The sequence below is a fragment of the Pantoea sp. R102 genome, from assembly GCF_004916815.1.
Classification (GTDB): Bacteria; Pseudomonadota; Gammaproteobacteria; order Enterobacterales; family Enterobacteriaceae; genus Pantoea; species Pantoea dispersa.
Window position 1 is genome coordinate 1 of record NZ_SDFT01000042.1, and the last position, 13,089, is coordinate 13,089.

The 13,089-nt window shown below is 51.8% G+C and carries 17 protein-coding genes and 1 pseudogene; 6 read left to right on the plus strand and 12 right to left on the minus strand.

Going from position 1 to position 13,089, the window contains the following annotated elements:
* Window positions 1–494: pseudogene (locus ERD80_RS23035) on the plus strand (transposase); the annotation flags it as partial.
* A 154-nt stretch (window positions 495–648) separates the two neighbouring features.
* Here the strand turns inward: ERD80_RS23035 and ERD80_RS05685 are convergent.
* Entirely contained in the window at window positions 649–939 is a 291-nt protein-coding gene (locus ERD80_RS05685) for a DUF1330 domain-containing protein (protein WP_088517520.1), read from the minus strand.
* 70 nt (window positions 940–1,009) lie between these two features.
* Here ERD80_RS05685 and ERD80_RS05690 point away from each other — a divergent pair, with 70 nt between their 5' ends.
* Window positions 1,010–1,513, plus strand: coding sequence for a MarR family winged helix-turn-helix transcriptional regulator (locus tag ERD80_RS05690; protein ID WP_136546148.1), 504 nt, complete (start codon window positions 1,010–1,012; stop codon window positions 1,511–1,513).
* A 643-nt stretch (window positions 1,514–2,156) separates the two neighbouring features.
* Here the strand turns inward: ERD80_RS05690 and ERD80_RS05695 are convergent.
* The 3 genes from ERD80_RS05695 to ERD80_RS05705 all read right to left on the minus strand — a co-directional run bounded on the left by ERD80_RS05695 (window position 2,157) and on the right by ERD80_RS05705 (window position 5,128).
* Window positions 2,157–2,837 carry a hypothetical protein gene (locus ERD80_RS05695; RefSeq protein WP_136546150.1) on the minus strand — a complete coding sequence of 227 codons (681 nt, stop codon included), beginning with the start codon at window positions 2,835–2,837 and terminating at the stop codon, window positions 2,157–2,159.
* Window positions 2,838–3,422: 585 nt separating this feature from the next.
* Entirely contained in the window at window positions 3,423–3,890 is a 468-nt protein-coding gene (locus tag ERD80_RS05700) for a GNAT family N-acetyltransferase (protein ID WP_136546152.1), read from the minus strand.
* A gap of 230 nt (window positions 3,891–4,120) precedes the next feature.
* On the minus strand, window positions 4,121–5,128 hold the full coding sequence (locus tag ERD80_RS05705) for an NAD(P)-dependent alcohol dehydrogenase (protein WP_136546154.1): 1,008 nt from the start codon (window positions 5,126–5,128) through the stop codon (window positions 4,121–4,123).
* A gap of 94 nt (window positions 5,129–5,222) precedes the next feature.
* Here ERD80_RS05705 and ERD80_RS05710 point away from each other — a divergent pair, with 94 nt between their 5' ends.
* A complete protein-coding gene (locus ERD80_RS05710; RefSeq protein ID WP_058775118.1) occupies window positions 5,223–6,125 on the plus strand; it encodes a LysR family transcriptional regulator in 903 nt (300 codons plus the stop codon).
* Here the strand turns inward: ERD80_RS05710 and ERD80_RS05715 are convergent.
* A complete protein-coding gene (locus tag ERD80_RS05715; RefSeq protein ID WP_136546156.1) occupies window positions 6,099–6,353 on the minus strand; it encodes a DNA polymerase III subunit theta in 255 nt (84 codons plus the stop codon). The two genes, ERD80_RS05710 and ERD80_RS05715, sit on opposite strands and share 27 nt — an antisense overlap.
* A 21-nt stretch (window positions 6,354–6,374) precedes the next feature.
* The gene (locus ERD80_RS05720; RefSeq protein ID WP_136546158.1) at window positions 6,375–7,169 is read right to left on the minus strand and encodes a helix-turn-helix transcriptional regulator; all 795 of its coding nucleotides are present in this window, start codon (window positions 7,167–7,169) and stop codon (window positions 6,375–6,377) included.
* A gap of 111 nt (window positions 7,170–7,280) precedes the next feature.
* On the opposite strand from ERD80_RS05720, the gene ERD80_RS05725 reads away from it, so the two are divergent.
* Window positions 7,281–8,360: a zinc-binding dehydrogenase gene (locus tag ERD80_RS05725; protein ID WP_136546160.1), complete on the plus strand. Its 1,080-nt coding sequence runs from the start codon at window positions 7,281–7,283 to the stop codon at window positions 8,358–8,360.
* Between the two features lie 112 nt (window positions 8,361–8,472).
* Here ERD80_RS05725 and ERD80_RS05730 read toward each other — a convergent pair whose 3' ends face one another.
* The 5 genes from ERD80_RS05730 to ERD80_RS05750 all read right to left on the minus strand — a co-directional run bounded on the left by ERD80_RS05730 (window position 8,473) and on the right by ERD80_RS05750 (window position 10,375).
* Window positions 8,473–8,700, minus strand: a complete 228-nt coding sequence (locus ERD80_RS05730; RefSeq protein ID WP_136546162.1) for a YgdI/YgdR family lipoprotein — start codon at window positions 8,698–8,700, stop codon at window positions 8,473–8,475.
* 22 nt (window positions 8,701–8,722) lie between these two features.
* A complete protein-coding gene (locus ERD80_RS05735; RefSeq protein WP_021508703.1) occupies window positions 8,723–8,950 on the minus strand; it encodes a YgdI/YgdR family lipoprotein in 228 nt (75 codons plus the stop codon).
* Between the two features lie 187 nt (window positions 8,951–9,137).
* Window positions 9,138–9,392 (minus strand): biofilm development regulator YmgB/AriR family protein, encoded by a 255-nt coding sequence (locus tag ERD80_RS05740; RefSeq protein WP_125310694.1) that lies wholly within the window; start codon window positions 9,390–9,392, stop codon window positions 9,138–9,140.
* Between the two features lie 18 nt (window positions 9,393–9,410).
* Window positions 9,411–9,614, minus strand: a complete 204-nt coding sequence (locus ERD80_RS05745; RefSeq protein ID WP_021508701.1) for a hypothetical protein — start codon at window positions 9,612–9,614, stop codon at window positions 9,411–9,413.
* A 143-nt stretch (window positions 9,615–9,757) separates the two neighbouring features.
* Window positions 9,758–10,375 (minus strand): TetR/AcrR family transcriptional regulator, encoded by a 618-nt coding sequence (locus ERD80_RS05750; protein ID WP_125310693.1) that lies wholly within the window; start codon window positions 10,373–10,375, stop codon window positions 9,758–9,760.
* A gap of 188 nt (window positions 10,376–10,563) precedes the next feature.
* On the opposite strand from ERD80_RS05750, the gene ERD80_RS05755 reads away from it, so the two are divergent.
* Window positions 10,564–11,292 (plus strand): YoaK family protein, encoded by a 729-nt coding sequence (locus tag ERD80_RS05755; RefSeq protein ID WP_125310691.1) that lies wholly within the window; start codon window positions 10,564–10,566, stop codon window positions 11,290–11,292.
* A gap of 11 nt (window positions 11,293–11,303) precedes the next feature.
* Window positions 11,304–11,876 (plus strand): pyridoxamine 5'-phosphate oxidase family protein, encoded by a 573-nt coding sequence (locus ERD80_RS05760; RefSeq protein WP_136546164.1) that lies wholly within the window; start codon window positions 11,304–11,306, stop codon window positions 11,874–11,876.
* A 3-nt stretch (window positions 11,877–11,879) separates the two neighbouring features.
* Here ERD80_RS05760 and ERD80_RS05765 read toward each other — a convergent pair whose 3' ends face one another.
* A complete protein-coding gene (locus ERD80_RS05765; RefSeq protein WP_125310687.1) occupies window positions 11,880–13,076 on the minus strand; it encodes an MFS transporter in 1,197 nt (398 codons plus the stop codon).
* Between the last annotated feature and the right edge of the window lie 13 nt (window positions 13,077–13,089).

Here is a 13,089-nt window from a genome sequence, read left to right on the forward strand (position 1 = left end):
TTATCCGTGGCGATTCAAATCAGAATGGCGCAGCTGCTCCATGAAGAAGTGAGAAATATTGAACGGCAGGTTAAAGCGGACATTCAGGCCAGCCCAGACCTGAAACGGGATTGTGCGCTGCTGACGTCGATTAAATCTGTCGGGCCCCCACTGGGGATGCACATGCTGGTTGTGCTGCGCAGCCATAACGTTGAATCAGCAGATCAGGCTGCGGCTTTTCCGGGCGTGGTGCCTCTTGAAAACGTTCGGGGACGGCCACGCATATCTTAAATCGGCCGCCTCAGCTCAGAGCAAAGCTCTACATGTCTGCCCTATGCGGAAAAATTAACAATAAACGGATGCGTAATATCTACAAGGAAATGTGTCTCAGGGGCAAACCTGAAATGGTAGCCATCGGTGCACTGATGCGAAAACGGGTTCACCGGTGTTATGGCGTACTGAAAACGGCAACAATTTTTTGTGATCTGGAATCAAGAGTTGCACTTAACGACTGATTTATATGAATCTTATTTTTATACCCTATCCAGGGATGCAGGTTTTGTCTTCATCATAAACAGGCTCTGCGCAGGATATTTTTGGTTTCCTTGCAAAGCCTTAGGAGGCACAGCATGTACTCAAAAGAATCTGTCTGTATTCCGGGAAAGGGTCTCAGTCGGTTTCGACAATGAACATCCGTGCTTCCTGAGCTTCCCGGCGTTCGGCCTTGATGGGGGCGTATTTTTCAGAGTTGTAGAAGGCTAACGCCTGGTTAAGGGTTGGAAACTCAAATACGCCAGCTAATGGCAGTGGCACCTCATCGCCTTCAAGAACCTCCGAGACGGTGCCAAAATGCAGGATTCGCCCGCCAGCTTCTTTCAGAGCTGCCTGAAACCGGGGAGCCAGTTTAGACTGCCTGTCAGGGTCGATAACACGCAGATTGATATGCACGTATGCAGGCATGATGCTTCTCCAGTTGTTAAATAATGCATATACAGTATTATTCATTAATCGGGATTTCAAGAGGTACCTCATGAGCGGTTTTGATCCAAAGTATTTCAGGGATGTAGCAGCAGAATGTCCGGGATTTCAGGCTCGTGCCACGGCGCGCGCAGTCACGCGCTACTACAATGTCTGTTTCAAATCGCTCGGTTTGACCGCCGAGCAATTTAGCCTGTTGGTCGGAATTGGAGCTTTCGAGGGCGCCACAATAGTTGATCTTGCGGTCAGCGCGGGAGTTGATGCCACAACCCTGAGCCGAAATGTTCAAAACATGGAATTGAGAGGTTTAGTCCGTTCCGAAGGTGGACGCGGTCGCGCAGGAAAGCGGCTAAGTCTGACGGATTCCGGATACCAGCTCATGGCAGAAGCCTTGCCTGTATGGAAATCAGCTAAAGATAAGTTGTCCATGAAGATGGGTGATGACCGACTCCGGTCAGCAACACAGGCAATGGAGGAGTTAGCCAGGGCAGTAAATATCGACCAGAGCCCTGAAGCAGATCGCAACTCCCACCATAAAAATACGGTAGCTGAATGACAATTCCCCCGTATCAGCACTCCTGATTGAACAGCTTAAAAAAATAGGTTTCTCAAAATGAACGAATTTTTACCTCATTTTTTTGGGCATGCAGAGCGTTCCGGTGTGAAGGTGAACGGCGCCGTACGCCCGGCGTAGCCGGTTACAGCCGTATAAATCGTGCCATACCCTACCTTTCCCTGTTTATGCCCAGAAAGTGCGGGCATGCTCATATCCGCGTCCGCACCAGGCTAAGCAGGTATTCTCAAAAAAACAGGTGTGGGGTATGGGGGCTTATAAACACGGGACGAGTGAAAGGTTATATGCTTTCACATACTGCCCATTGGGATGTTGGTACTTTGTAAAAATGCATGCTGAATGTCCGTTTTGTGCCAGAAGCGGTCGTTCAGCTGTTTGTTTTTGACATGAAACCGCACGCTCATGGGCATTCGGGTTATTCCGTCCAGGTAAATACCAGTAACTGAATGGAAACGGTTTTTCTCATTACTTATTGAATATCAGGAGGAATCGGAATGTCAATCAAACGCACAGTAACAACCCGCGAAATCTATTTTAATGCACCGCGCGGGCGAATTGGGATAGCAAAATATCTGAAAAGGAAAGCCCTGCGAGATTGCGAGGCAACTATCGCATCAAGTAGGTCCTATTCAGGGGTTGTGTTAGATTGCTGAGCGTTCTCATTTTTTTCGTTATTAAGCTGAATATTTGGCTGCTGGAATAATGAACCCTGCAAATTTTTAAACGCTCCATCCACAATGTCGTTTCTAGATTTTTGTGGCAATGCCCAAGTACAAATGCCATAGACAATGACAGCGAAGGTTATGGTGGCGAAAATGCTGGCAAACCCATTCCAGTACCATCCTAACGAGCGGGAAACACGCCCACGTTTGCGTGCTTGGGTGATTTCAACCATACGATAAAAATTGAGGATAGCATCCTCCCCAGCCTTCCTTAATTCGCTCTCCCGTGATGCCTTCATATTCTGTATTTCTGCTTTCAGCCGTCCTATTTCAGCATCTTGTAAGTTAGCACCGGCTAACTGTGCATCGTACTCAAGCCTGATGTCAGCATCTATCTGGTCTGTTAAGTTTGTGACGATGGCTTCTGCTTTCTCTTTGTAAGACTCGATTCGGCCAGGCGTGTTAACTGTCTGCTCATGAAAGATCTTCAGCTGGGTATTAATATATTCTTCTGTGCATTCGCCGCTCCTACGCAACTTCTCTGCGTATTCATTTTTGTCGTGCTTATAGAGCGCGTAAGCTAAAAAGCCTGAGGTGTCATCTTTTCCTGTAACTAATTGAGTAAAAACCCAGAGCTTTTCCATTTGGCTTTTCCGCAATAAAAAAGCGCCAAAAAAGGCGCTTTAATCAACTAAAGTAAAATTATCCTTTGGCTGCAATTGACCTGAATGCGCGATCCATCATCACTCGCGCATTATCTCGTGATCTCTGCATTGAGGCAGAGCCAGAAGACATCGAAGCAGCAGGCTTAGCAGGGGCGCTATTTTGTGCTAATGCACTGCGAGCAATGTCAGCCTTGCGGCTATCTGACAGCGGTCGAAGTTCATATTTAGCCATTTATCCTCCCCATATATCCAACGGTTATCCACAATCAAACACTGTTGATCATTTTTGGATAGTTTACCACAGACACCGTTAAATGCCATGTGCAGAATTGTCAAGCACTTAAAAAACATTAATCACTATATGTAGGTGATTTTATTTCAATTACCTCTAAATGTAGTGAGTAGAAGACCTGCTCCCTGAGAATTCACACATAAGGCTGTTAGCAATGTCGGCTCCTCGCTCATAGCGGACATCTGGGGAGATGGGCTGTCCGCTCAGTGCCAGAAGCGGACATTGCAGATCTGGAGTGTATACGCCAGACTGGAGACAAACAGGAGCGCAGGTCAGCCAGTCTTTTTTGCATGAGTGTAAATATCAGGACGTGTGATACTCCATGCATAGTTTTCCCGATTAACAGGCTCGTAGCCAAACTTTTCATAGAGCCAGGGCGCTGTGGTTGTAAACAACATGATCCTGCGGAGTCGCTCAAAAACAGGATGAACATGTATGCATTGCATCACCCATCTACCCAACCCTTCTCCCTGATATTCCTCCAGGATATAAACATCACAAAGGTAAGCGAACGTAGCGTAATCTGTTATTAAGCGCGCGAAACCAATCTGGGCGTCATCGTGATACACACCGAAATTAAGGCTGTTTTCAACGGATGCACGGACAAGAGCCAGATCAATCCCTTTTGCCCAGGTTGACCTCGTGAGATAGAGATGGATAGCCTGCACATCCAGTTTTTTTCTGTCTGTACTGATCAGGTAGTTATCTTTATGCCACTCATAGTTCTCTGAAATAGTCACGCTCAATCCTGTTTAAGAATTCCCGGGAAACCTGACCTTATCACCTGATGGAAAATCGGACTATCAATACTTCTCAGGAAAAAAAATGAATCCTGCACTCTTATGCCAGCGTTTCATTCAGCGCTTTTGCGCAGCGGGCTTCCTTTCCTGGAAAATAGTGTCCATCATTACTGGACAGGAGTAATCAGCCGGTATCAGGCCCCATGATGAACTCCCCGGCTGATTCAGCGTTATGCATCCAGACTAATAACCACTTTCCCGATATGTCCGGCAGCCTCAAGGTAGCGATAAGCTTTCCGTATATCGGCAAAAGGGAAAATACGATCAATTACGGGATAAATCGTAGAGGTTTCAATCGCTCTGACCGCCGCGCGCAAATCTGAAGTCGAACCCGTATTGTTACCCACAATATTCAACATCTTTTGCATTACGGGCAGAACAGGCATGCTGACTTCAGCACCACCAACAAAACCAATAACGAAAATGGTTCCGTTATGAGCTGCTGCGTTAATCGATTTCGCAAATGTTGAGCCGCCCACGGATTCCAGTACGAGATCAGCGCCATGCCCATCAGTCAGCTTAAGCACCCGTTGATCCCATTCTGGCACCTCGTGATAGTTAATTCCTTCATCCGCTCCCAGGGCTTTCACTCTGTCCAGTTTTTCATCAGAAGAGGAAATGATGATCACCCGCGCACCTGCTGCCTTCGCATATTGCAATGCAAACAGACTCACACCTCCCGTGCCAAGCAGTAAAACAGTGCTACCGGGCTGTATTTTACCACGCACTATAGCGTTCCATGCTGTCGTTGCGGCAATGGGTAACGTCGCTGCCTGCTGCCAGTTGAGAAAATCGGGTATATGCGCCAGTGACTTAGCAGGCACTACAGCGTATTCTGCCAGCCCGCCGTTGGTCGTAACTCCGCGTAATGTTTGATGATGTTCAGATCGTATTGCTCCAGCATGCCAGTGAGACATCATACCCGGCACCACGCGTTCGCCGATTTGCCAGCCTTCAACTCCCTCTCCAGACTCAACAATTTCCCCCGCGCTGTCTGCACCAGGAATAACCGGCTGCGAAATAGCGCCGAATTTACCAGTGGCCAGCGCCAAATCAAGGTAATTCAGACTCACAGCATGCTGACGAATCAGCACTTCGCCATACCCTGGTTGTGGGCGTGAAATATTACATATTTTTAAGCCGTCTATTCCAGCAGCGGATAAGTGGATAGCTTTCATGGTGTCCCCCTGTTCAATTAATACGACCATTTTGAGGCAGAACTGACGCTATAATGAGCCTGAAAAACAAATAACTGTTGCATAAGGTGCAATAATGCATGATGACGATTATCGTCAGCGGGAAGCTTTTCTTGCGGTAGTGCGCGCTGGCAGCTTTAGTGCTGGTGCGCGCGATTTGGGAAGAGATGTCTCTGTCGTTTCCCGGCGTGTAGCTGCATTAGAAAAACGTCTGGGAATTCGCCTGCTGGAACGCACCACCCGACGCATACGTCCCACAGAAGAAGGCTTACGCTATCGGCAAAAAATTGAATTGGCAGATGAACTGCTGCGGGAAGCGGAAGAAGAAGCCCGTGATTTGGCAGCGCGTCCGGCCGGGACGATTCGCCTTACCGTTCCAGCCTCATTCGGACGAAAGTGGGTGGTGCAGGCCTTACCATTCTTTTTGAAAGCCTATCCTGACATCCGTATTGTGTTGCACTGCAGCGATCGCTACGTAGATTTACTGGGTGATAATTTTGATATGGCAATCCGTATTGGTGTTCTGAAGGACAGCAGATTAATTGCCCGAAAGCTGGCAAATACAAGTCGCATTTTATGTGTCGCGCCGGATTACCTGGAGCGCCATTCTCCTGTAACACACCCTCAGGACCTTCGTAAGCATGATTGCCTGGGTTTCACGCCCATGCACAGCTGGCCCGAATGGCGACTTGAGAAAGACGGTCAACAGATAGCGGTACCTGTTAAGACGCGTTACGAGAGTGACGAAATGGATGGGCTTATACTGGCCGCTCAATCGGGTATGGGAATATTACTCGCGGCCAACTGGCTGGTACAGAAAGAACTGGCTGAGGGTTCACTGGTGCCAGTGCTGTCGGACTGGCAGGCAACAGGCGAGGATGGTGTCTGGTTAATGAAACCTTCAAGCCAGTTGCAGTCGGCAAAAATCAGTGCATTAACAGACTGGCTGACTTCATGGTTTTCTACACCACGCTGGTAGCCTGCGGGACGCAATATGAAACAGCCTGTCACCTGTACTGAATAGCAGATGGGTTATGTATGTAAAACGTGTGCAGTCCAGCAGTCGGCATAACCCGGAATAATGTCCGCTCTCCTGGAAGCGATAACGTATTTCTTCACGCTGCTGCCGCTCCACTTCGTCATGGATCACCGGCAGGTTAGATCGCTCTTTATATGCTACGGCAGACTCAGCTAAACCCCTTAACACTGCTCCGGCGGAATCATGATGTCATATAACCTTGCTGCCCGATGCAGATAACAACGGGACATAAATTGCCAGTTTGAGTGCAGGGGAGTCATTTGACGTAAACGTTGAATAGCAGTATGTCCGCGTTATCCCGTCCTTCCCAGTGAGTTTTTTCTCTCCGGACACCGGCGCCGTTATCACATGCTCGCTCCACCATGTATCAAACTCCGGGCATTCACGGCTTAAGCGTTCTACCAGCGCAGTGAAGGTCTCATTGTCTGCATTTCGTGAATAACTGGAATGAAACAGGCCGAGCATTCTCTGTGCCTCTGCAGCCCAGGTGTCGCCAAAAAGGTATCTGGCCTGCTCTGTAGTGAACATGAAAACCATGATATTTCGCTCATCTGCAGCCAACAGGCTGAAGTCCGTGACGACCTGTTCTGCTGCAGAATTCCACACCAATACATCCCATCTGTCATTGGTGACGTAGGCAGGCTCACTCAGCGCCCTGACCAGATGCGATAAGCTAGCCGGAACTTCATGTTCGATATCTGCACTTTTTTTCCGGCCTGTCAGTGTTTTCAGGTGCAGAAATTCTGCCTCGTTCAGCTGCAGAGCTTTACCCAGGGCGTTAACTATCCGTTCGGAAAGCGTGCTGACCCGTCCCTGTTCGATTTTGGTATACCATTCCGTACTTATTCCCAGCATCGCCGCAACTTCCTCACGCCTTAGCCCGGGCGTTCGCCGTCTTTCTGGCCCGGCAGAGGGGGGACGCTCAGGCTTAACCCTTGCACGTCGTGAACGTAAAAACTGACTGAGCTCAGTATTCTTAACCATTTTTTGAACCTGGTAGTAAATTATACCTGTATAAAACTAGTGTATTTTACGCCGTTTTTGGTCGCCCTATGATGGTTTCATATTGTTCTATGCCCTCAGGAGAATATGACCATGAAAGCTGCTGTGCTTACTGCCTTTGGCCGTCCGCTAGACGTTAAGAATGTGCCTGCACCGGTGATGGGAACCGGGGAAGTCATTGTCGATGTGGTTGCGGCGCCCGTTCTCTCCTACACGAATGAAGTACTGAGTGGGGAGAGAAAATATCTTTTACCTGTGCCGGTCATCCCGGGCTGTGGTGCCATCGGAAAGGTTCGCCAGACCGGCCCTGACTCAGCCTGGCTGAAACCAGGAGACTGGGTATTCTGCGATCCGACGGTGCGTTCCCGTGACAACGCGCTGTCGCCAGAAATTGTCCTTCAGGGATGGAGTGCCCGTGGTGAAGGAGGACAAAAAATCCAGCAATATCACCTGAATGGCAGTCTTGCTGAACAAATACGCATTCCGACTGAAAACGCGGTGCCCATTGGCGACATATCGCCTGCAGAAGCGGGGCGGTGGTGTGCCATCAATACGCTGCTTATAGCCTATGGCGGATTGTTATCTATGGATTTGAAAGCGGGAGAGCGCCTGCTGGTCAGTGGTGCAACCGGTAATTTCGGCAGTTCCGCTGTGCTTGCTGCCCTGGCCATGGGAGCCCATAAAGTCATCGCACCGGGCCGTAGTGAACGGGTACTGAACGATTTGAAAAAACGTTTTGGATCGCGTGTGGAAACAGTAAAGCTCACAGGCACAGCAGAGATCGATATTGCTGCCATGAAGCACATGGCCGGGGGACCCATTGATGCGGTCCTTGATTTCCTTCCGCCGTCTGCGCAGGCCTCTGTCGCCCGGAATGCGATTATGTCAGTCAGACCTTATGGTCGTGCAGTCCTTATGGGCGGTGTTGGCATGCTGGGAGGGGACGATCTTTCGCTACCTTATCCCTGGATAATGCGTAACCTCATTACCGTAAAAGGGCAGTGGATGTATGAACCTTCGGCAGTCCCTACGCTCTGCGGCCTTATACGCGCGGGACTGCTTGATCTGAGCCACTATGACGTAACCGAGTTTCCGCTTGAGAGAGTGAATGATTCAGTCGCGCATGCTGCGAAAAACAGCGGTTCATTTAAACTCACCGTCGTGCGTCCCTGAGACCAAAGGCGCGCGATGGACCGGATGGCTCTCTTACGACGGCCCTGCGTATTGGTTTAATCACAAAGTTCTGGCACAAAAAAGCCCGCTGCGCGGGCTTGATAAGAACCGATTAATGCGGAATCTCAGAGACTTCTTTGACATCCGCTTTGTTGATCTGCTGTTTGACACCATTGGCATCAACGTAGCCCAGCAGTCCGCTTTCCGCTTCATGCGGTTTACCATCGCTGACAATGGTACGGCCATCATTGGTATGAATGGCGTAGCTGGTACGGGTACAGCCGGTCAGGGCGCTCAGTGCCACAATGGCTGCCAGTGGTAACAAAATCACTTTTTTCATGTCGCTCTCCCTATCGAGTAGATCAGTTGTTCAGTTCACTCATATTGGTGATCTGGTCACGGTTAATCTGTTCTGTTTTACCGGTTTGCGCATCTTTATAAGAGACCAGGCCAGTATCACTATCCACCTGTGGCTTACCATCGGTGACGATAGTACGTCCGTCGGTGGTTTTAATCGCCTGATTCGATGAACAGCCGGCGATGGCAAAAATTGATGTCAATAACACAGCCGCTACAGTCAGTTTCTTCATAGTAATTTCCCTGATTGGTCTGAAGTCCAGCTATAAGCGTAGAACAAAATCCGGATTCTGGTCTGACCTGACTCGCTTTCTTTGCACAATTAATGCGGTTTAGCGTGCAATTGATGAGGAGGAAATTACCAGGCGCGGCTAATGTGTTTCGCCGCGTATATTGGGAAGGCAGGATAGCGTTGCGATATTACTCAGCGGCCAGGCGACCAAGCAGCAGAGAAAAAATAGCCTCGTAATGCGTTTTCAATATCACATCGTCGCACTGGTCGAGGCGTGCTATTAGCGCAACAAACAGGGTTTTTCGGTTCAGCAACTTGCCGCTACACAAAATTTCCTGCACCAGCGTGCCAAGTAACTCATGCTGCTTTGCCTGCAGCGATCCACCAGTCCATGGTAATGCATCTTCAGAATTATTATGAAAAGGATCGTATCGCATCATCATTACCCTGATAGCAGTGCGTTAATTCAGCTTTTTGGCCAGCAGCCTGATCGCATTATCGCAGGCCTGCTGGATGGCCGGGTTCTCAGAGCGCAAGCCCGTGCGATACAGCGCGCCAATTATTTGCTGAACAGATAAGGTTTCACCCGGTTGTACAATCTGTGTGACGACTTTGCCCAATAAAAGATAGATCTCATCGGCATCTTCTAATTCATCGTGCTTCACTCAACCCCCGGAACAAATAAACATAAATCTAAGTAATATGTTACTGACTGATAAATATTATTAAGCGCGCGATTCCAGGGTTTAAAAAGTTATCGCGGCGAATATTAATTAGGAAACGCCTATTTCCTAATAGGCCAGACGAATCAGTCCAGAATGCTGAGCACCATATTAATGGTTTCTTTGCCATTAGTCACATCCTGAATTTTGCCTACCACGCGCATACCAAATGCCACGCAAAGCAGCAGTCCGGCGGCGGTGTCGGCATCCAGTCGTGGCGAAATCGATCCGTCCTCTTGTCCCTGTTCAACCAGCGAAGTCAGGAAGTTGCGGTTGCGTAATACCGCTTCACGCACCAGCTGGGATAACTCTTCGTCCAGCGTTTGCAGTTCCACGGTACTGCCAACCACCAGGCAGCCGCGTCTGCCCTCGATCTCGCTGGCTGAGTCGAGATAAAACTGCAACAGCTCAGCAATGCGTGCCCGGCCGGTCGGGTACTGTTGCAAACGGGCGCGCAGGTCCCCATTGCGCAGCAGGATGTAGCGCTCAAACACCCGCAGAAACAGGGAACGTTTATCCTGAAACGCTTTATAGATACTGCCCGCCGTCAGGTTCATCGCTTCACCTAAATCGGCAATCGAGGCCGCATGAAAACCCTTCTGGCGGAACACGATCATGGCGCTGTCGAGCGCTTCGTCGATATCAAAATTGCGCGGTCTGCCGCGCTCTCTGGCAACCGGCGCCGGATTGGGTTTACTGGTCATAATGCGGGCTATTTAGAATGAATCGTTTCCAAATTATCCGGCTTATCGGTGACAGGGTCAAATCCTGCCCAAACGCCTGGCCCGGCGTGCGCTGATCGACAGCGAACCGCGTTAATGTTCAGCCCTGCCAGTTGAGAATTTTTGACCGCCGGAGGATGATAAACCTTTTGCCGGGCCAGGACCTTTTCATGCTGATCTCCACTGAGGATACGCGCACTTTCAACACCGACATCCGCCTGGCGGCGACGCTGGCCGCCGTGGCGGGCGCACTGAACACTGCGGCGTTCGAAACGGTTGGTTTTTTCTCTGCCAACATGACCGGTAACGTCTCATCACTGTCCGATCATCTGGCCAAAGCTAATCTGCATATCGGGCTGTTCTTCCTGCTGATTGTGCTGTTATTCATCGCCGGTTCGTCGGTTTCCACGCTGATCATCAATTCCGGCCGCAGGCGGCAGATACGCGGCATCTACGCCATCAATATTCTGCTCGAGGGCATTGCGTTGCTGGTGCTGGGGATTGTCGAAAGCGGCTTTCGTTTTAGTCAGGCCGGCGTGTTACTGATTCTCAGCCTGAGCTTTCTGATGGGCCTGCAAAATGCGGTGGTAACGCGCATCTCCAATGCCCGCGTGCGCACGACGCACGTTTCCGGCACGTCAACCGATATCGGCATTGAGCTGGCGATGCTGTTCGACGTGCTGCGTCGCAAAGAGTCACCAAAAGACGCGCCGCTGTACATTGAGCGGCTAAAACTGCATTGCTACACCGTGCTGGCGTTTCTCGCTGGCGGCGTGCTGGGCATTCTGCTGCTGCAGTGGCTAAGCTACGCGCTGCTGATCGTCATTGGGTTACTGCTCAGCGCGCTGGCGCTGTCGGCGCTGAAACGTGCGGGCAGCAACCCGCTTCACGCCCGCTAAGGAAGGGAATCATGATCTCGCTTGACGACCGCCTGCAAGCTATCTGGCAGCTACTTAGCACTGCCACCACATCACGTTCAGCTTTCACCCTGATGCAGCTGGCAACGGTGAGTGTCGACGGCCAGCCCAGCCTGCGCACCGTGGTGATACGGCAGTTTTTGCCCACGCTGCCTGCCCTGCGTTTTACCGCCGATCGGCGCAGCGCCAAAATGCAGGATATTGCAGCCCAGCCGCAGGTGGCGTTACTGGCTTATGATGCCGCCAGTCGCGTTCAGCTCAGGCTGGCGGGCACGGCTCAGCGCGTTGACGATGCACAACAGCGTGCCGCAGCCTGGCATGCATTGAGCCCGCATTCGCACGCGTTGTTTCAGTCACCGGTCAGGCCGGGCAGCGTAATCACCCATCCTGACGCTGCACTGCCTGCCAGCGCGCCGGATGTGGATGCCGGGCCTGACGAGCACTTCGCGCTGGTGCAGATCACGCTGCATAGCGTGGAGTGGCTGGATGTCAGCCGTGAGCCCCATCAGCGCGCGCGATTTGAGGCCACTGCGGATGGCTGGCAGGGTAGCTGGCGCGTGCCCTGAGATTTATTGTTTCGCCGGTGTTTTTGCCTGACGCGGGCGGCCAGCCGCACCGGCGCACACCAGCGCCAGCAGTACCATGATCAGTACCGGCAGCATCGCCATGCGCAATCCGGCATGTTCGCCGATAAAGCCCAGTCCGGGCGGGCCGACCAGAAACGCCAGATAACCCAGCGTGGCGGCAATCGTGACGCGCACCGCGCTGTTATGGCCATCGCCCGCCGCCGAGACCGTTAGCGGGAAGCCGAGCGACGCGCCGACGCCCCAGAACAGCACGGCCGCCGCCGCCAGCCATGGGTTATCGGAGAAAATCACCAGCGTCAGCCCCAGCGCGGCGGAGAAAGCGCTGGCGCGCAGTACCCAGACACGGCCCAGACGATCAACCACCAGCCCACCGAGAAAGCGGCCCAGCGTCATGCCGGCGGTGAAGCCCGCGTAGACCAGCGTGCTTTGGGTATGATTGAGATTATGGCCGTCGATCATTAGTAACGGCAGCCAGTCGTTAGCCGAGCCTTCCGCCAGTGCCATCGCCAGAATCACCACGCCGAGCACCAGCAGCTGGCGGTCACGCAGTTCACGTCCGACCTGGGCCAGAAAGCCGCCGTGATGCGGCTGTTCGCTGCGTTCGCTGTCGCTGGTGGCGGGCAGATGGCGCAGCGCCAGGGCGGCAATCAGCAGGTTAACCAGCAGCACCACGCTAAAGTGCCAGTAGGTGCTGATATCGGCTGCGGTCATGGCCAGCCCCGCCAGTGCGCCGATCAGCGTGCCGAAACTGAAGAAGCCGTGAATGATCGTCATGATTGACTTGCCGATGCGCCGCTCAAACGCCGCCCCTTCGACATTAACCACCACATCCATCAGCGCGGTTCCGCCGCCCAGCAACACCAGACTGGTAAACACCAGCCCGCTACTGGCGAGCGTTAACGCAACGGTCATCAGCACCAGGCCACCGAGCAGGATCAGGTAACCCGTGCGCATCACCCGGCTGGTGCCAAAGTGCGCGACCAGCTTACCGGCCAGCAGCACGCCCAGCATGGAGCCACAGGAGAAGCCAAACAGAATCAGGCCCATCATTTCCGTCGAGGCGTGCAGCACATCGCGCATAAAGGGCGTGCGGCTAACCCAGGAAGCCCAGGTAAAGCCTGGAATAAACATCAGGCCAAAGATGGCCCATTTACCGCGTGTCTGTTGCTGAGGGTGCATAAGGTTCCTTTAG